Genomic DNA, 17,354 nt, shown 5'->3' on the forward strand with positions numbered 1-17,354 from the left:
CGGCGACGGGCGCCCGACGCCCCCGCGACGGTGGCGCCGAACGCCGCCGCACCCCGAGTTTTATCGCCGATCGCTCGCTCCGTACGCGTATGAGACACGCGCAGGGACCGCTCCTCACGATCGACCTGACAGAGCGGACCGCGTCGACGACGCGGATCGACGACCGGCTCGCGTCGTTCGTCGGCGGCCGCGGGCTCAACACGTCGCTCGCGTACGACCGGATCCCGTTCGACGCCGACCCGCTGGGCCCGGAGAACCGCCTGTTCCTCTCGACGGGGCCGATGCAGTACTCGACGACCTCCTACACCGGGCGCATGGCCGCCACGGGCCTCTCGCCGCTCACGAACGGCCTGCTGTCGTCGAACGCGGGCGGGTTCCTCTCGCGGAACTTCACCGGCGCGGGGTACGCCGCGGTCGAGCTGGTCGGCGCGAGCGACGACCTGCTCGCGGTCCACGTCCGCGAGATCGGTCCGGACGGCGAGCCGGACGTGACGTTCGAGGGGGTCCCGGACCTAGCGCAGGCGGAGGTGTCCGCCGTCTCCGACCGCCTCGCTGAGACGCACGGTTTGGAGCCGGAACACGTCGCCTGCGTCGGCCCCGCCGGCGAGAACGAGGTGCGGTTCGCGTCGGTGATGACCTCGGACACGCGGGCGTTCGGGCGCGGCGGCCTCGGCGCGGTCCTCGGCTCGAAGGGCGTGAAGGCGCTCACGTTCGACGGCGAGGCCGAGGTCGACCTCGACCTCGATTGGCCCGACGCGGCGGGCGAGGTCCACCGCGAGGCCGCGACCTCCGACTCGATCATGAAGCGGCAGGGGACGACGAGCGTGACGGAGCTGGCCAACGAGGTGGACGCGCTCCCCGCCTACTACTTCGCCGAGACCTCCTTCGAGGGCGTCGAGGGCATCTCCGGCGACCGCGTCGAGGAGAAGAAGTACAAGAAGGGAACCTGCTCGCAGTGCGCGTTCGCCTGTAAGCTCCCGACCCGCGACGAGGAGACGGGCGTCGAGACGGAGGGCCCCGAGTTCGAGACGGTGATGGCGTTCGGGTCGAACGCCGGCGTCGGCGATATCGTCGACGTGATGGCCGCCAACGAGCTGTGCGACGAGCTGGGGATGGACACCATCTCCTGTGGCGACGCCGTCTCGATGTTCCTCCAGAGCGAAGACGAGTTCGGCAACGCGGAGCTGGTCCGCTCGCTCGTCGAGCAGATCGCCTACCGCGAGGGCGTCGGCGACAAGCTCGCGGAGGGCGTCCACCGCGCCCACGAGGAGTTCGGCGCCGACGACTGGACGGTGAAGGGGATGGCCTTCTCCGGCCACGACGGCCGCGCGCTCAACGGACAGGGGCTCGCGTTCGCGACCGCGAACCGCGGCGCCGACCACATGTACGGCGAGTTCTACCCGTACGAGTACCCCCTCGTCGACCCCGACGAGGCGTTCGATCCCGAGGGGCTGTCGGGGAAGCCCCCGAAGCTCGTCGCGAAGGAGAACCGCAACGCGGTACTCGACTCCGCGGTCGTCTGTAAGTTCTCGCGGGGCACCGTCACCGACGACCGGCTCGCCGCGCTGCTCGACGCCGACTACGACGCCCTCCAAACGCTGGGCGCCCGGATCGTCGAACTGGAGCGCGCGTTCAACAACGCCCGCGGCTTCGACCGCGCGGACGACACGCTCCCGTACGCCGACGCGATCGAGGGGTTCGACGCGGCGCTGTCGGAGTACTACGCGCTCCGCGGCTGGAACGACGACGGCACCGTGCCCGGACATGGCGACGGGATCGACCCGGCGAGCGCGGCGCCCGCCGACGACTGACGGCGGGCGCTCGCGGACGCGACCGCGTCAGTCGGCCGTCTCGTCGGTGTTTCCGGCCGAGACCACGTCGACGCCGCGGAACTCGAACCGCGCGCCGCCGTCGCCGTCGCCGAGTTCGACCGTCCACCCGTGCGCCTCCGCGACCTCGGCGACGATCTTCAGCCCGAATCCGGTGCCGTCGGGATCCGTCGTCACGCCCGCCTCGAACACCGATTCCCCCTCGGCGGGGTCGATCCCCGGGCCGTCGTCCTCGACGTAGAAGCCGTCGCCGTCGGGCAGGGAGCCGACCGTGACGGTGACGCCCGGACCGACGTGCGTGACCGCGTTGACGAAGAGGTTCTCCAGCGCCTGCCGCAGGCGGCTCCGGTCCGCCGCGACGACGGCGTCGGTCTCGACCGCGAGCGTCGCCGACTCGGTGTCGGCGGTCTTCCAGCACTCCGCGGCGAGGTCGGCGAGGGGAACCGACTCCGTCTCGTCGATGCCGGCCCCCTGCCTGGCCAGCGCGAGCAGGTCCTCGATGAGCGTGTCCATCCGGTCCAGCGAGCGCTTCACCGCGCTCAGCTCCGCGACCTCTATCGACTCCTCGGCGAGTCGGTCGGCGACCATTTCGAGGTTGCCGGTCGCGACGTTGAGGGGGCTCCGGAGGTCGTGCGAGACGAGGCTGGCGAACTCCTCCAAGCGGTCGCGCTCGCGGGCCACCTCCGCCTCGCGGCGCCGGAGCTGTCGCTCCCGCTCGATGCGGACGAGCACCATCGTCACCGTCGCCGCCCAGATGCGCGCGATCGCCAGGTCGGACTCGGAGAAGGCGTCCGGGACCGTGGCGCCGACGTTCAACACGCCGTACCGGCCGAGCGGGACGACGAGCTCGCTGCGGATCGTCGCGTCCTCGGTGTACCGGTCGGGGTCGTCGGCGACGTCAGCCACGTAGGTCGGCTCGCCGCTCTCGAAGACCTCCCAGGTGATGCTCTGCCCCGCGGCGTCGAACGTTGGATGGTCGCCGACCACGGTCTCGGCGGTCTCGGTCCAGACGACCGGTTCGAGCGCGTCGCGCCGCTCGTCGTGGAACCAGATCGCGGCGATGGGGTGGCCGAGCACGTCGTCGACGTACGACACCGCCGCCTCGGCGGCCGCCTCCCTGTCCGTCGTCTTCAGCAGCTCCCTCGTCGCCTCGTGGAGCGATTCGAGCGTCTCCGTGCGGCGCCGGAGCGCCAGCTGCCGCGTCCGTTCGTTCGAGACGTCTATCGCGGTGACGACCGCGTACGAGTCGGCGTCGAGCCCGAAGGCGCCGACGCTGACGCGGACCGGGATCAGGACGCCGTCGCCGCGGCGCACGACGAGTTCGAACCCGTCGGCCAGCGACCGGGACTCCCCGGCGCGCACCGCGTCGACCAGCGCGGCGACGGTGTCGCCCGCGTCGGCCTCCCCGTCGCCTGTCGCCTCGCCGGCGGACTCGGCGTCGCCGTCGCCCGGGTCGGCGTCGAGGGCCGCGGTCGTTGCGACGTCGTCGAGGTCAACCTCTGTCGGGTCCTCGAACACGGCGCCGACCGACCGCCCCGAGAGCTCGGCCGGGTCGAGCCCGAAGACCGCCTCGACGCTCGGCGTCCCCGCGCGGACGACGCCGTCGCCGTCGACGACGAGCGTCGGGTCCGGGGTCGCGTCGATCGCCTCCGGGAAGCTGTCCATCGTCACTCCTCCGGCTCGTGGACGTGACCGCACTCCGGGCAGCGCACCTCCTCGCCCCGGAGGTCCGCCGAGGAGGCGCGCACGTCGCGCATCACCTCGCTGATCTTGTCCTCGGCCTCTAACTCGTCGGCGACGGCGAGGTCGACGCCCTCCACTTCGAGGAGGAACTTCGCGACCTCCGTCACCTCGTACATCATCTCGTCTAAGTCCTCGGCGGTGAAGAAGCCGGACATCGCGCCGTAGAGGAACGTCGCGCCCGCCTTCGTCACCTTCTCCTCGAAGGAGTAGCGCGCCTGGTTGACCGCCTGCGGGGTGTAGGTGTCGGTCATGAAGGGGACCAGTTCGGGGAGGTTCTCGCCGATCTTCGTCATCTCGACGCCGGTCTCCGTGCGGAAGTCGGCACAGAGGCGCGCTATCGCCCACTCGCGGGCCGTGATGTACGTCCGGTCGCGGAGGAACTCGTTGACGCGCTCGTAGCGCGCCCCGTCCATCTTCTGGAACCGCTCGTACTTCTGGACGTCGCGGGGCACGTCCGACGCGTCGCCGTCGCCGGCGTCCGTCGCGTCGCCGGCCGCCGCGTTCTCACCGTCCGTCGCGTCGTCGGCCGCCGCGTCCCCGTCGGGGGGCGTCGGGTCTCCGCCGGTCGCTTCACCGCCGTCGCCGCTCTCGGGGGGGCTGCGGTCAGCGGCGTCGTCGCCGGTCCCGTCGGCGTCGTCGGCCGCGGGACCGGTCTGGTCGCTCATACGTTTGAAACCCCGCGGGCGGGCAAAAGCCTTGTCGGTGGCCGGACGCCGGAGATCCACTTTTGTACCGCCGCGTGGAGGGATGGGGCATGAAAGTGCTCTGCGGGATCGGCGGCAGCGACGACTCGTTCCGCGCGCTCGACCGGACGGTCGAGCGCGCGGCGGTCGCGGACGACGACCTGACCATCGCCGTGGTCGACAACGAGGACTCGTCGGTCGCTCCGGGCGACGTGATGGACCGCGCCCGGGAGGCGGTCGACGACGCCGAGATAGACGCCGAGGTGCGGCGCGTCGAGGGCGACCCCGGCAGCCGGCTGGTCGAGATCGCGGAGACCGAGGGGTTCGAGGAGATCGTCCTCGGCGGCGGCCACACGAGCCCGATGGGGAAGATCACGATCGGGTCGATCGCGGAGTTCGTCCTGTTGAACGCAAAGACGTCGGTGACGCTGGTCAGATGAGCGACCGAGGCTACCCGGACGCGGTGGCGGACGAGTTCCCGCCGCCGCCGACCGCGTTCACGGACCGCGAGGACCGCAAGGTCGAGATCCGGCCGTACGAGGGCGACGACGCGGCCCGCGAGGCCCTCGTCGAGATGTACGACGACTTCGACCCGGCCGACCGCGCGCAGGGGATCCCGCCGGGCGGGGAGGAGCGCATCCGCGAGTGGCTCGGCGCCGTCCTCGGCGACGACTGCTACAACGTGATCGCCTGGTGCGGCGACGAGGCGGCCGGCCACGCGACGCTCGTGCCCGACGGCGACGCCTACGAGCTTGCGATCTTCGTCCACCAGGAGTACCAGCGCGCCGGGATCGGTACCCACCTCATCCGCGGGCTGCTCGGGCACGGGCAGGCGAACGGCGTCGCGAAGGTGTGGCTCACCGTCGAGCGGTGGAACCGCGCCGCGGTCTCGCTGTACAAGAAGATCGGCTTCGAGACCTCGGACGCCGAGAGCTTCGAACTGGAGATGGGGCTGCGGCTCCGCGCCGACGAGGCGGCCGCGGAGGGGGCCGGCGGATCCGCGGGCGAGGCCGACGGCGACGAGTAGGGTTGGCCGGAATCTTCAAGCCTTTAGGGGCGGCCCGCGACCGCTCCGGTATGAGTCACCGAATTCTGCTGTTGGGGGCGCCCGGCGCCGGGAAGGGGACGCAGAGCGCGAAGCTCGCCGACGAGTACGGCGTTGAACACGTCACGACCGGCGACGCGCTCCGCGCGAACAAGGAGATGGAGACGGAGTACGGGACGCCCAAGTCGTTCATGGACGCGGGCGAACTGGTCCCGGACCCGGTCGTCAACGAGATCGTGAAGGCCGCGCTCGAGGACGCCGACGGGTTCGTCCTCGACGGCTACCCGCGCAACCTCGACCAGGCCGAGTACCTCTCTGAGATTACGGACCTCGACGCGGTCGTCCTCCTCGACGTCGACGAGGAGGTGCTCGTCGACCGCCTCACCGGCCGCCGCGTCTGCGACGACTGCGGCGCGAACTACCACGTCGACTTCCAGCCCCCGGAAGAGCCCGGCGTCTGCGACGAGTGCGGCGGCGACCTCGTCCAGCGCGACGACGACACCGAGGAGACGGCCCGCGAGCGCCTCGAAGTGTTCTACGACAACACCGAGCCCGTGGTCGACCACTTCCGCGACGAGGGCGTTCTCGTCGAGGTCGACGGCGAGGCGACCCCGGACGAGGTCTTCGAGCGGATCCGCGACGTCGTCGAGAACTGACCCGGCGCGCCGAGGGGCGACGCGCCCCGGCGCCGCGAACCGATCCGCGTCGCCTCGGGTCGATTCGAGCGCCGATTCTACAAGCTTCTTAACCGTCGACCGCTAATCAGCCGGTAATGAGCAAAGTCGAACGGCGAGTCCGCTCGCTGGTCCGCGAGGACGGCGAGATGCGGGACGCCATCCAAACCGTCCTCGACAACGCCAGCGGCGGCGAGGTCCGCTGGGTCGACGTTCGCGACGAGATCACGAGCGGGCAGTGGGGCCGGCTCATCGAGAAGGAGATCCTCGTCGACGGCGAGGAGGGGTTCGCCCTGGCCGACCGCGACGGCATCGAGGCCGGCATGGAAGACGACGACGGGGGCGGCGGCGACGTGGAGACGCCCGAGACGACCAGCTGGTCGAAGTGGGACAAGCTCGCCGGGCTGGCGACCGTCGGCGCGTTCGTCGGCTACGCGGTCCCGCCGGTCCGCGACGCGATCGCCGGCGCCATCGACGTGGTCCTCGGCCCGCTCCTGAACATCGTCCCGTTCTACGTCGTCATCATGGTCATCGCGCTCGGCACGGGGCTGTACTCGACGCTCCTGCGCGCCGGGCTCATGGACATGGAGAAGATGGGCGCGTACCAGGAGCGGATGAAAGACATCCAGGAGCGCCGGAAGGAGGCCGAGAAGCGCGACGACGACGAGGCGCTCGACCAGATCCAGGAAGAGCAGATGGAGGCGATGGGCGACCAGCTCGGCATGTTCAAAGAGCAGTTCCGCCCGATGGTGTGGATCATGTTCCTCACCATCCCCGCGTTCCTCTGGATGTTCTGGGTGATCGGCTACCGCGGCTCCGACGCCGCGTACCCGGCCGTCGCCGCCCAGGAGCTCGTCGTCCCGCTCGCCGGGACCGTCACGTGGGACACGGGGATCGTCGGCCCGATCCAGATGTGGATCCTCTGGTACTTCCTCTGCTCGATGGCGTTCACGCAGCTCGTCCAGAAGAGCCTCAACATCGAGATGTCGCCGTCCTCCTCGTAGGCGGCGCTCCGAGCTCCGGTCCGTCCTTTCTCGACCCGCTTTCGCCTCCCTTACTCCCGCTCCGCGAGGAACGCCGCCACCTCATCGCGCGACAGGATCGACCCCATCCCGCCGACCGACCGCACCGAGAGCGCGGCGGTCGCGTTGCCGAACGCGAGCGCGTCGCGGAGGCCGTCCTCGCCGCCGACCCGTCGCCCGTTCCCGGTCGCGACCCGCGAGAGCAGCCCCGCGGTGAACGCGTCGCCCGCTCCGGTCGCGTCGACGGCGTCGACGGCGAACCCGTCGTGCCGGACGGTCGCGGCGCCCCACGGCGCCGCCCCCGAACTGACCGCGAGCGCGCCCTCCTCACCGAGGGTGACGACCGCTGTGTGCGGTCCGAAGCCGAGCAGGTCGCGGGCCAGCGCCGCCCCGTCGTCCGTCGAGAGCCCGGCCGCCGCCACGTCCTCGGCGCTACACAGGACCACGTCGCTCGCGGCGACCGCCTCGCGGACCGCGTTCGACGCGGCCGCTCCGCTCCCGTCCGGAACGAGGTCCGCGCGGTAGTTCACGTCGAACGAGACCGGGCAGCCGGCGTCGGTCGCCGCCGACAGCAGTTCGCGGGTCGCCGCCCGCCCGTCGGGGTGCGTCAGCGCCGCGCCGCCGAGGTGGACCCACGGCGGGTCACCGGCCTTGCCGGTCGCCTCCGCCGTCAGCGCCTCGCTCGGCACGGCGTCCGGGTCGAACCCGAACGTCGCGTCTCGCGAGCCGTAGAAGTCGAACCGCGGGCCGTCCGCGCCGGGCGGGGCGACCACCGCGAGCGTCGTTCGCCCCTCGACGCGCTCGACGTGCGTCTCCGGGATCCCCTCGGCAGCGAGCGTTTCGGCGAGGAACTCGCCGAACGCGTCGTCGCCGATGCGCGTCCAGAACGCGGGCGGCGAGCCGAGCCGCGCGAGCCCGACCGCGACGTTGGCGGGCGCCCCGCCGGGGCGGTGGGCGTAGCCGTCGACCTCGCGCAGCGTCTCCCCAGCGCCGGGCACGAAGTCGACGAGCGTCTCGCCGGCCACGAGGACCTCGAACATCGGCCTACTCGGCCGCCGCGGCCTCGTCGGCGTCGCTCCCGTCGGCCGCGACCTCCTCGGCGACCGCCTCGAACGCCGCGAGGATGACGCGCTTACACGCCTGTCCCTCGGTGCTCCAGTGGTGGGCGTAGTCGAGCATGTCGTCGTAGATGTCGGGCTTACAGCCCGCCGCCTGCGGGTGGCCGCCGCCGTTCACGCGGCCGGCGACCTCGTGCGCGTGGCGGAAGTCCTCGGAGCCGCGGATCGACGCCGACCCGGCGGGCTTGACGATCACGGCGGCGTCGGCGCCGGCCTCGCGGAGCGCCTCCGCGACCTCGTTCTGCGAGCAGCGGCCGTAGGTGACCGCGACGCGCCAGTCGCCGACCTCGTGGGTGACCGCGCGGTCGACCGCGAGGTCGATCCGGGCCTCCTTCTCGACGCGGCGCTCCTCGACGAACGACCGGACCGTCTCGGGGAGGTCGACGCCGTACGCGCCGATCACGGCCGCGTACTCCTCGGCGCCGGCCCAGTAGGAGTAGTCGGCGAGGTCGTCGGACCGGGAGTCCTCCTTGATCCAGAGGTCGTGGTCGCGCGTGACCGCGGCCAGCTCGGTCCAGCGGTCGTCGAACGCGTGGTCGAGCGATCGGAGCGTCACGTCGGCGGTACACTCCTCGTCGGAGTCGCCGACGACGAGGTCGACGCCCGCGTCGCGCACCGCGGCCGCGGTCGCGTCGTCCCACTGGTGGTGGTCGAACCAGCGGATCGCGTCGGTCGACTCCGCGAGCGCCTCCAGCGGCTCCGCGATCCACTCGTAGTCGTCGGGACAGAGGTCGCAGACGAACAGGTCGATCCCGGGGTCGGCGTACGCCTCGACCCGTTCGAGCGCGGTGTCGATCGAGTACGGCCCGGCGGAGAGCAGCCCGACCGGCGACTCGGCGTGGGCGTCGGCGAGGGGGTCGTCGTCCGCCGTCTCGTCGCCGTCCGCATCTTCGTCGCCCGCGTCCGCGTCGTCGTTCTCGTCGCCTCCCGCTTCCAGCCGCGCCGCGATGGCGTCTTCGAAGGGCTCCACGTCGAGCGCGGCGTCGTACGCCTCGCGGACCATCGCGGCGCAGGCGAGGCCGTCGGCGTCGCCGTCGGCGATCACGACCGCCTCGCTGCCCTCGATCGTCTCCCGCGCTCGGCGCTCGGCGCGCTCGTCGTCCAGCGAGTCCGGGTAGAAGAACCCCTTCCCCGGGAGCTTCGTGTACCGCGATCGGGGGGCGTCCCCCGCGTCGATGAGGTCGTCGTCCATACCGTCGGGGCGGGCGGCAGCCGGAAAACTCCGCCGCTCTCGCGTCGGCCGCGGCGTCGGGCCGCTCCGCACCCCTTCAGACGGTCGTCCGGCGCGGGTCCTCGTCGGTCAGCTGGCGGACCGTCAACACGGGGATCGGACAGGTCCGAACGACGCGCTCGGCGACGGAGCCGATGAGGAAGCGGTTCTCGCCGTGGCGCCCCCGCGTGCCCATCGCGACGAGGTCGGCGTCGACCGAGCGGGCGTACGCGTCTATCTCCGAGGCCGGGCGGCCCTCCCGGACCTCGATGGTGACGCCGAGGTCGCTGTCGCGTTCATGCGCCGCCGCCGAGACGCGGTCGAGCGCGTCGCGCCCCTGGTCGTCGAGCGCGTCGCGGAGGTCCTCGCGGACCGTGTCCGGCGACGACTCCACCTCGCCGGCGTCGACGACGTACACCGCGTGGACGTCGGCGTCGAACCGCGCCGCCACGTCGACCGCGACCGAGACGGCCCGCCGGACGCTGTCGGAGCCGTCGGTCGCGACCACGATGGTGTCGAACATGGACTCTCGTTCGCCGCAGCGGAACCTAAAACCCGGCGGTCGGAGCGGGGAGTCCGGGGCGGGGTCGGCCTACGCCAGGAACACGTGCCGCGGGCGGTCGGCGAGCACGTCGCGGCCCCACTGGACGGTCTCGGAGAACTCGTCGGAGCGGAAGAAGGCCATCGCGTCCTCCTTCGCGTTCCACTGGCTGGCGATGAACATGTCGTTCTCGTCTTCCGTGTTCACCATCAGGTCGGTCTCGACGTGGCCGTCCATCTCCGCCAGCAGCTCGCCCACGTCGTCGAACGTCTCGACGAACTCCGTCTGGTAGTCGGGCTTGACCGTGTAGAACATCCCCATCGTGCCGAAGCCGGACTCCTCGCCGGCGCGGGCGACGATGTCGGGCAGCTCCGAGAGGAAGCCTGCCGCCGTCTCGGCGGCCGACGCCGTGTCCCAGATGGAGACGACCGCGGCGCGGTCGGTGTGGCGCCCCTCGTACACCGCGGTCTTGACGTGGGTGCCGTAGTGGTCGAAGTTGCCACGGAGCCCCTCGACCTCGTCGAACAGCTCCCCGGTGTCGGCCTCGCTGTACAGCACGGTGGCGTACACGTCCTCGCCGTGGGGCTTCCCGGCGTAGATGTCGAGGTCGGCGAGCTCGCCGCGGATGTCCTCGTCCGCGCCCCCGTCGTCGCTGCCGTCCTCGCCGTGGGGGTGGTCGCCCTCGCCGCCGTCTCCGTCGCCGTGCGGGTGATCGCCGTGCGCGGAGCCGCCGCCCGTGCCCGAGCGATCGTGGCCCTCGCCGCGGCCGTGACCGTCGTCGCCGTGATGGCCGCTCTCGCCGTGGTGGCCGCCCTCGTCGCCGTGGCCGCCCCCGCCGTGGGGGTGGCCGGCGCTGTCGCGCTCGGGGACGCGGCCGGTCGGGACCGTCTCGCCGGCGAGGAAGGCGTCGAGGTCGGTCGGCGGGAACCGCCGGCCGACGTAGAAGTCGCCGAACTCGCCGTACCGCGAGGAGGCGGGGTCGAACCGCATCTCGTAGACGATGTCCTTGATGTCGGTCGGGTCCGCGCCGAACAGCGTGACGCCCCACTCGTAGTCGTCGAAGCCGACGGAGGAGGCGATCACCTGCTTGATCTTGCCGGCGTACTCCTTGCCGACCTCGCCGTGGCCCGCCATCAGCTCGGCGCGCTCCTCGAACTCGAGGTCGTACCAGTTGTGCTCCTCGCCGCGGCGCTTGCTCATCGGGTAGAAGCTGACGTACTCCTCGTCCGGGATCTCGGGTTTCAGCTTCCCCTCGATGTACCGGCGGAGCCCCTCGTCGACGGCGTCGGCGCCCTCCTCGAAGTAGTCGTCGGAGACGTACCCCGACACCTCGGTGACGGAGACGTAGGAGGTCTCGCGCTCGGTGAACTTCGCGAGCGCGGTGTCCTCGAAGCGGCGCTCGATCGCGGAGAGGTCGTCGAGCGACGGCCGGAAGTGTAAGAAGAGGAGGTCGGCCTTGTGCCCGAGCACGGAGAACAGCGCCGACTCGCCGTCGTCGGCGTCGGCGACCAGTTCGCGGTGTTTCAGGAAGGCCTCGCCCTCTTCGATCGCCCGCTCTCGCTCGGACTCGGGCGCCTCGCGCCAGGCGTCCCAGTCGATCGAGCGGAAGTCGTGCAGCGAGAACCACCCTTCGGCGGTCTGTGGAGCCTCGACCATACGCCGGGTTGGTGCCCCGCGACTTAGGGGTTTGCGGGTCGTCCCGAGACGTAGTAATCGGCCGGACCGTCGCCGGTCGCGTCGGTGCGGAAAGCGGCACAAACGGTTTCGAAGTCCCAGCCGCTCGGGTGTACCCGAGTGCCTTCGCTAACGGGGACGCCGTTACCGAGACCGCCGAAGCCCCAGCCGGGAGGCGGGCGCACGCTCGCTGTGCTCCTCGGTCGCTCACTGCGTTCGCTCCCTGCGGTGCTTACATCGCCTGTGCCCGCCTCCCGGCTGCCCCTTTGAGTCCCGCCCCGCATCGCACGGCACCTCACGCCTCCCCAGCCTCGCCGCTCGCTTCGCTCGCGGCGTCCCTCGCGCGTGCTCCTCGGCCGCAAAGCGGCCTCGCAGGCACGCGCCGCCGCACGTGGCTGTCCGGTCGGGCTCCGGAGGCGTCGAAGTGCCCGACCGCCCGGATCGTCGCGGCTCGCGTCAGCAGTCACCGTGACCGAAACCCTTTCGACGCGACCCCGAAATGTCCGGACGATGCGGAAAAGCGGCCCGCCGAAAGGACTGATCTCGTACCTCGTGTTGGAGCTGCTCGACGAGCGACCGCGGTACGGGTACGAGCTGCTCGGCGAGATTACGGAGATCAGCGGCGGGCACTGGGAGCCCTCCTACGGCTCCGTCTACCCGATCCTCTACAAGTTCGAGGAGGGGGGCGTCGCCGAGCGCGTCGAGCGCGCCGACGAGCCCGACCGGAAGTACTTCGCGCTCACCGACGCGGGCCGCGAGGAGCTGGCCGAGAAGCGCCGCGCGATCGGCGGCGAGGCGAAGGACTTTGGCGATGTCGTCCTCGGCTTCTACCACCTGTACGCCGCGCTCGCCACCGACGGTCGGTTCGAGGTCGACGACGCGGACGCCGACTGGGCGTTCTCGGAGCGGTACAGCGCGTGGATCGTCGAGCAGATGATCCGCCACCACGAGCGCGACTTCGGCGAGTTCGAGCGGATCGACGCCTCCCCCGAGGAGTTCTACGCCCGGGAGGACGGCGCCGCGGCGGACGCGGCCGAGCCGGACTCCGCCGAGACGGAGCCCGCGGACGACGCCGAGGAGCCCTCCTCCGGCGCCGCCGACGACTGACGCGCGGCGCTCCGTCCGCGCCGGCGCTCCCGCCTCGCAGCGTCGCGACTCACCGGTTGAGCAGCCGCCACAGGAGCCCGCCGGGGAGCCCGGCGCGGACGAGCCGGTCGTACAGCCGGTCGGGCAGGACGCGCGCGATCCGCGGCAGCCACCGCGCCCGGCGGCTCACGCGGTAGCGCGTCTCCGGTCGCTCCGCGGTCGCCGCGGTCACCACGCGCTCGACGACCGTCTCGACGTCGGTGGCGGCCGGGGAGTAGCCCTCGAACTCCCGGTAGGCGTCGGCGTACGGCCCCTCGCCACCCGCGCCCTCGACCGCCGCGGCGGCCCGCTCGTTGAACCCCGTCGGCACCGGCCCCGGCTCGACCAGCGCGACGTCGACCCCCAGCGGCTCGACCTCGCGGCGGAGCGCGTCGACGTACCCGTCGAGCCCGGCCTTCGCGGCGCTGTACGCGCCGTGGTACGGCAGCGCCACGGAGCCGACCATCGACCCGACGACCACGACGCGCCCGCCGCGCTCGCGCAGCGTCGGGAGCGCCGCGGACGCGGTCACGTGGACCGCGGTCAGGTTCGTGTCCACCTGCCGGCGGAACGCCTCGGCCGAGGTGTCCTCGACCGACGCGATCTCGTAGCCGCCGACGCAGGAGACGACGGCGTCGAGCGGGCGCTCCGCGAGCAGGTCGCGAACCGCCGCCTCGTCGCGGAGGTCGACGACGGCGGTCTCGACCGCGTCGGGCAGCGCCGCGAGGCCGTCCGCGTCGCGGTCGACGCCGAGGACGTCGTGGCCGGCGGCCGCGAGCGAGCGCGCGACGTCCCCGCCGATCCCGCCCGCGGCCCCCGTCACGAGAACGTACATGCCGGAGGGTCGCGGCGGGGCCAGTAGACGGTGGCGGTTCGCGTCGCCGGAGATGGACTCGGCGACGCGGGCGGCGCCGCCGGCGTCGGTCTCCCGGTCGACGCCCGAAGGCATATATCCGACACGGGCGATGGTCGGCGTAATGTCCACCGACGAGCCGTCCGTCCCGATCGTGTGCGACGAGTGCGAGACGGAGACCCGCGTGCCGCTCGACGACCTCGCGGACGCGCTCGACAAGCACAACGCCCAGAAGCACGGCGGCGAGTCCGTGGCCGAGGTCGACCCCGCGATCAAGGACCGCCTCGCCGACCTCGTCGCCGAGGACTTGGGGCTGTTCGACGAGGAGGCCTGAGCGAGCGCCGCCGAACCCCCGTTCGCGAGCGCTCGCTGGCAGCGACACGCATCGACGCGGGAAGATGGGAGCAATAATTGCGTCGTTCGGTGACGGGTTGAGATACTGAAAAAGGTACTTACAGCGGTTTCAGGCCCTACATCGTCGAATTCTGTGATTACGTCCGTCATCGGAATCCGCCGCAGTTGCTGGTGACGCGAGGGTGTTGCCCGCCCGGCGGCTTGGAATGGTATGTACGACTCAGATCTGACAGCGTCGCGGCGGTCGTTCCTCGCGGCGGCGGGCGGAACTGCGACGGTCGGCCTCGCGGGCTGTATGGGCGGCGGCGGCGGACTCGACGAACTGACGGTGGCGCACATGCCGATCTACCCCGACCTCCAGTGGTACGTGATGGAGGGCGAGGGGTACTTCTCCGAGATCGACGCCGAGATCAGCGGCCAGGAGTTCGGCAACGGTCCCGCGATCGTCCAGGCGCTCGGGGGCGGCGACATCGACATCGCCATGTTCGGAATCGTCCCCGCGATGATCGCGATCGACCGGGGCATCTCGGCGCAGGTGACCGCCGCGAACATCCGCGAGCCGATGGGGATCATGGCGGAGGAGTCGTTCCACGAGACGTTCGAACAGCAGGGCGCCGACGCGTTCGCGGCGTGGGCGGACGAGCGGGGCGAGCCGTTCACCTTCGGCACGTTCCCGCAGGGGAGCGTCCCGGACGTGCTGCTCCGCTACTGGCTCCGCGACGTGGGCGTCGACCCCGCCGCGAACGACAGCGTCGAGATCATCGAGATCAACGGCGCGAGCTCCGTCTGGCAGGCGATCGCGAACGACGAGATCGACGGCACCTCGATCATGGAGCCGGTGCCGACCATCGCGCAGGCGGAGGGCTCCTCGGTGACGATGCTCCGCACGGCCGCCGAGGTCCTCCCCGGCCAGCCCGCCGCGGTCACGCTGATGAGCGACGCGGTCCGGGACTCGCCGCTCGCGGCGCAGTTCCTCGAACAGCACGTCCGCGCGACCGAGTTCATCGACGCGAACCCCGACGCGACGGCCGAGCACGTCGAGGAGGGGATCGGGATGCCGGTCGACCGCGCGCGGAAGGCGCTCGACTCGCCGCTGTCGAACTTCATCACCGACCCCAACGAGATCACCGAGGCGACGCAGGTGTTCTCCGAGTTCGCGGCCGACAACGGCCAGATCGAAGCGCAGCTGTCGACCGACGAGATATTCGACCTGGAGGTGTACGGCTCGCTCTGATGGCGACCGAAACCGCATCGGCCGCCGGCGAGGGGGACGCGCTCGCCGGCGTCGCGCTCGGCGACGGCCGGCGACTGCTCCGCGGGGTCGTCGGCGTCGCCGGCTTCCTCGTCGTCTGGCACGCCGTCTCGCTCACGCAGGACCCGTTCGTCCTCCCCTCGCCGGTCGCGGTCGCCGGGGCGTTCGCGAGCGAACTCGCCGCGGGCGACATGACGACGGCGCTCTACCAGAGCGTCCGGCACTGGATCCCCGGCACGGTCGCCGGGACCGGGCTCGGCGTCGCGGCCGGCGTCGCGTTCGGGTGGAGCCGCCTGCTCGACGACCTGACGGCGCCGCTCGTGCGGACGCTGCGGCCCGTGCCGCCGCTCGCGCTGATCGGGTTCGCGATCGCGTGGTTCGGGATCAACGACTGGGGCGCCGCCTTCATCATCGCGGTCGGCGCGTTCTGGATCAACTTCTACGCGGCGTACGGCGCGGTCGAGGGCGTGAGCGAGGACCTCCTCGACGTGGGCCGGACGCTCGGCGTCCGCGGCGACCTCGACGCGGTCCGGTCGATCGTGCTGCCGGCGTCGCTGCCGGGGATCATGACCGGGATCCGGACCGGACTGGGCCGGTGCTGGATGCTCGTCGTCGCCTCGGAGATATTCGGCGTCCCCGGGGTCGGCCGCGAGATCATCCGCGCCAGCAACAACCTCCGCGTCGACCGGGCGATCGCGTACATCCTTGTGTTGAGCCTGATGTACCTGCTCGTCGACGTGGCGTTCCGCGCGGTCGAACGGAGGGCGTTGGCGTGGCGGGCGTGAACGGTGACGGGGCGGCCGACGCCGCCGAGCGCAACGGGCGAGACCCCCCGGCGCCGAGCGAGGCGAGCGTCGCGCTCGACGGCGTCGGCAAGACGTACCCCGGCGACGGCGACGGCGGCTCGGTGCGCGCGCTCGACGACGTGTCCTTCTCGGTCGCGGACGGGGAGTTCGTCTGTCTGGTCGGGCCGTCGGGCTGCGGGAAGACGACGCTGTTCCGGATCGCGGCCGGGCTCACCGAGGCGACCGACGGCCGCGTCCTCCTCGACGGCACCGAGGTCACGGGCCCGACGACGGACATGGGCGTCGTGTTCCAGGAGTACCACCTGTTCCCGTGGCTCACCGTCGCGGAGAACGTCGGCTTCGGCCTCGAACGGAGCGACCGCTCGCCCGCCGAGCGCGAGGCGCGCGTCGACGAGATGCTCGATCTCGTCGGGCTGACGGAGTTCCGCGACGCCTACCCGAAGTCGCTGTCGGGCGGGATGAAACAGCGCGTCGCCATCGCCCGGTCGCTCGCGGTCGACCCGGACCTCCTCCTGATGGACGAGCCGTTCGGCGCGGTCGACGCCCAGACCCGCGAGATGCTCCAGCGCGAGCTGCTCGACGTGTGGGAATCGACCGGCAAGACGATCCTCTTCGTCACGCACGACGTGGCGGAGGCGGTGACGCTCGCGGACCGCATCGTCGTGATGGCCGCCGACCCGGGGCGCGTCCGCGAGATCGTCGACGTGGACATCGAGCGCCCGCGCGACCGCGGCGACGCCGCGTTCGCGGAGCGCGTGGGCCGCGTGCGAGAGCTGATCGGGGCCGGGCCGTAGCCGCCCCGACGCCGGTCCCCGCTCGTCGGCGCCTACGCGCCGTCCCCGTCTCCTTCGGCGCTCGCCGCCAGCTCGTCGACGTGGGTCCGCAGCGTCGCCAGCGTCGCGTCCGCGTCGGCGTACCCCTGATCGTAGTCGTCGAGCGCGGCCGCCGCTCGGTCGAGAAAGCGTTCCACCGCTTCGTCGGTCGACTCGTCGGACATGCGCGTCGCTCCGCCCGCGAGCGGTTTATGTCTCTCGGCGCCGCGGTCGCCGCCGCGCCGGGCGCTCGCTCGTCACCGGCGCCGGAGTGCGTGCGTCGTGTACCCGACCGCGACGACGAGGACCGCCGAGAGCAGCGTGCCGAAGACGGCCGGCGACGCGGTGACGTAGTCGCCGAACGGATCGGTCAGCGCGAACACCGCCACGATGAGCGCGACCGAGATGGCGATGCCGACCGCGCCGAACGCCTTGAACGCCGCGTCGAGGTCGAAGCCCCGCGATCTCCGTTGGTGACTCATACCCCGTCGTACGCGTTCCCGGCATAAATCCGCCGTCGGGATTCTCAGGTCCGGGGAACGGCGACGGCTCCGGTCGTGCGACAACCTACCAATATTGACTATTGCCGTTGATAATTTGCGCGGAGGCGTTT

General features: G+C 71.7%; 19 protein-coding genes. 10 read left to right on the forward strand and 9 right to left on the reverse strand.

The features are described 5' to 3' along the window. Nucleotides 1-89: 89 nt before the first annotated feature. Nucleotides 90-1,811: an aldehyde ferredoxin oxidoreductase family protein gene (locus tag HPS36_RS09240; RefSeq protein ID WP_173229920.1), complete on the forward strand. Its 1,722-nt coding sequence runs from the start codon at nucleotides 90-92 to the stop codon at nucleotides 1,809-1,811. 27 nt (nucleotides 1,812-1,838) lie between these two features. Here the strand turns inward: HPS36_RS09240 and HPS36_RS09245 are convergent, their stop codons facing one another. Both HPS36_RS09245 and HPS36_RS09250 read right to left on the reverse strand, forming a co-directional pair. Further along, nucleotides 1,839-3,500, reverse strand: coding sequence for a sensor histidine kinase (locus tag HPS36_RS09245; protein ID WP_173229921.1), 1,662 nt, complete (start codon nucleotides 3,498-3,500; stop codon nucleotides 1,839-1,841). Then, entirely contained in the window at nucleotides 3,497-4,237 is a 741-nt protein-coding gene (locus tag HPS36_RS09250; protein ID WP_173229922.1) for a DUF5806 family protein, read from the reverse strand. The genes HPS36_RS09245 and HPS36_RS09250 overlap by 4 nt, the downstream gene beginning before the upstream one ends. Nucleotides 4,238-4,326: 89 nt before the next feature. Between HPS36_RS09250 and HPS36_RS09255 the strand changes: the two genes are divergently transcribed. The 4 genes from HPS36_RS09255 to HPS36_RS09270 all read left to right on the forward strand — a co-directional run bounded on the left by HPS36_RS09255 (nucleotide 4,327) and on the right by HPS36_RS09270 (nucleotide 6,978). Beyond that, nucleotides 4,327-4,695: a universal stress protein gene (locus HPS36_RS09255; RefSeq protein WP_137716636.1), complete on the forward strand. Its 369-nt coding sequence runs from the start codon at nucleotides 4,327-4,329 to the stop codon at nucleotides 4,693-4,695. Continuing rightward, the gene (locus tag HPS36_RS09260; RefSeq protein WP_173229923.1) at nucleotides 4,692-5,282 is read left to right on the forward strand and encodes a GNAT family N-acetyltransferase; all 591 of its coding nucleotides are present in this window, start codon (nucleotides 4,692-4,694) and stop codon (nucleotides 5,280-5,282) included. The genes HPS36_RS09255 and HPS36_RS09260 overlap by 4 nt, the downstream gene beginning before the upstream one ends. A 50-nt stretch (nucleotides 5,283-5,332) precedes the next feature. After that, nucleotides 5,333-5,956, forward strand: a complete 624-nt coding sequence (locus HPS36_RS09265; RefSeq protein ID WP_173229924.1) for an adenylate kinase — start codon at nucleotides 5,333-5,335, stop codon at nucleotides 5,954-5,956. Nucleotides 5,957-6,072: 116 nt separating this feature from the next. Continuing rightward, nucleotides 6,073-6,978 (forward strand): DUF106 domain-containing protein, encoded by a 906-nt coding sequence (locus HPS36_RS09270; protein WP_173229925.1) that lies wholly within the window; start codon nucleotides 6,073-6,075, stop codon nucleotides 6,976-6,978. Nucleotides 6,979-7,028: 50 nt separating this feature from the next. On the opposite strand, the gene HPS36_RS09275 is transcribed toward HPS36_RS09270, so the two are convergent. From HPS36_RS09275 to HPS36_RS09290, 4 genes are all read right to left on the reverse strand, one after another. Further along, entirely contained in the window at nucleotides 7,029-8,036 is a 1,008-nt protein-coding gene (locus HPS36_RS09275) for a carbohydrate kinase family protein (RefSeq protein WP_173229926.1), read from the reverse strand. A 4-nt stretch (nucleotides 8,037-8,040) separates the two neighbouring features. Further along, nucleotides 8,041-9,306 carry a DHH family phosphoesterase gene (locus HPS36_RS09280; RefSeq protein ID WP_173229927.1) on the reverse strand — a complete coding sequence of 422 codons (1,266 nt, stop codon included), beginning with the start codon at nucleotides 9,304-9,306 and terminating at the stop codon, nucleotides 8,041-8,043. A 76-nt stretch (nucleotides 9,307-9,382) separates the two neighbouring features. Next, on the reverse strand, nucleotides 9,383-9,847 hold the full coding sequence (locus HPS36_RS09285) for a universal stress protein (protein WP_173229928.1): 465 nt from the start codon (nucleotides 9,845-9,847) through the stop codon (nucleotides 9,383-9,385). Nucleotides 9,848-9,916: 69 nt separating this feature from the next. After that, nucleotides 9,917-11,521, reverse strand: coding sequence for a heme-binding protein (locus HPS36_RS09290; protein ID WP_173229929.1), 1,605 nt, complete (start codon nucleotides 11,519-11,521; stop codon nucleotides 9,917-9,919). Between the two features lie 528 nt (nucleotides 11,522-12,049). Between HPS36_RS09290 and HPS36_RS09295 the strand changes: the two genes are divergently transcribed. After that, nucleotides 12,050-12,646, forward strand: a complete 597-nt coding sequence (locus HPS36_RS09295) for a PadR family transcriptional regulator (RefSeq protein WP_173229930.1) — start codon at nucleotides 12,050-12,052, stop codon at nucleotides 12,644-12,646. Nucleotides 12,647-12,695: 49 nt separating this feature from the next. Here HPS36_RS09295 and HPS36_RS09300 read toward each other — a convergent pair whose 3' ends face one another. Then, nucleotides 12,696-13,499: an SDR family NAD(P)-dependent oxidoreductase gene (locus tag HPS36_RS09300; protein WP_173230806.1), complete on the reverse strand. Its 804-nt coding sequence runs from the start codon at nucleotides 13,497-13,499 to the stop codon at nucleotides 12,696-12,698. Nucleotides 13,500-13,641: 142 nt separating this feature from the next. Here HPS36_RS09300 and HPS36_RS09305 point away from each other — a divergent pair, with 142 nt between their 5' ends. From HPS36_RS09305 to HPS36_RS09320, 4 genes are all read left to right on the forward strand, one after another. Continuing rightward, nucleotides 13,642-13,851 carry a hypothetical protein gene (locus HPS36_RS09305; RefSeq protein WP_053770698.1) on the forward strand — a complete coding sequence of 70 codons (210 nt, stop codon included), beginning with the start codon at nucleotides 13,642-13,644 and terminating at the stop codon, nucleotides 13,849-13,851. Nucleotides 13,852-14,082: 231 nt separating this feature from the next. Further along, complete coding sequence (locus HPS36_RS09310) at nucleotides 14,083-15,105, forward strand: ABC transporter substrate-binding protein (RefSeq protein WP_173229931.1); 1,023 nt, start codon at nucleotides 14,083-14,085, stop codon at nucleotides 15,103-15,105. Next, nucleotides 15,105-15,908, forward strand: a complete 804-nt coding sequence (locus HPS36_RS09315; protein ID WP_121562871.1) for an ABC transporter permease — start codon at nucleotides 15,105-15,107, stop codon at nucleotides 15,906-15,908. The genes HPS36_RS09310 and HPS36_RS09315 overlap by 1 nt, the downstream gene beginning before the upstream one ends. Further along, entirely contained in the window at nucleotides 15,896-16,723 is an 828-nt protein-coding gene (locus HPS36_RS09320) for an ABC transporter ATP-binding protein (protein WP_121562870.1), read from the forward strand. Before HPS36_RS09315 ends, HPS36_RS09320 begins: the two co-directional genes overlap by 13 nt. Nucleotides 16,724-16,755: 32 nt before the next feature. Here the strand turns inward: HPS36_RS09320 and HPS36_RS09325 are convergent, their stop codons facing one another. Together HPS36_RS09325 and HPS36_RS09330 are read right to left on the reverse strand one after the other, a co-directional pair. Beyond that, nucleotides 16,756-16,926, reverse strand: a complete 171-nt coding sequence (locus HPS36_RS09325) for a hypothetical protein (protein WP_173229932.1) — start codon at nucleotides 16,924-16,926, stop codon at nucleotides 16,756-16,758. Nucleotides 16,927-16,998: 72 nt separating this feature from the next. Further along, nucleotides 16,999-17,223 carry a hypothetical protein gene (locus tag HPS36_RS09330; protein WP_173229933.1) on the reverse strand — a complete coding sequence of 75 codons (225 nt, stop codon included), beginning with the start codon at nucleotides 17,221-17,223 and terminating at the stop codon, nucleotides 16,999-17,001. Between the last annotated feature and the right edge of the window lie 131 nt (nucleotides 17,224-17,354).

Origin of the sequence: Halorubrum salinarum (assembly GCF_013267195.1) — an archaeon.
GTDB classification, from domain to species: domain Archaea; phylum Halobacteriota; class Halobacteria; order Halobacteriales; family Haloferacaceae; genus Halorubrum; species Halorubrum salinarum.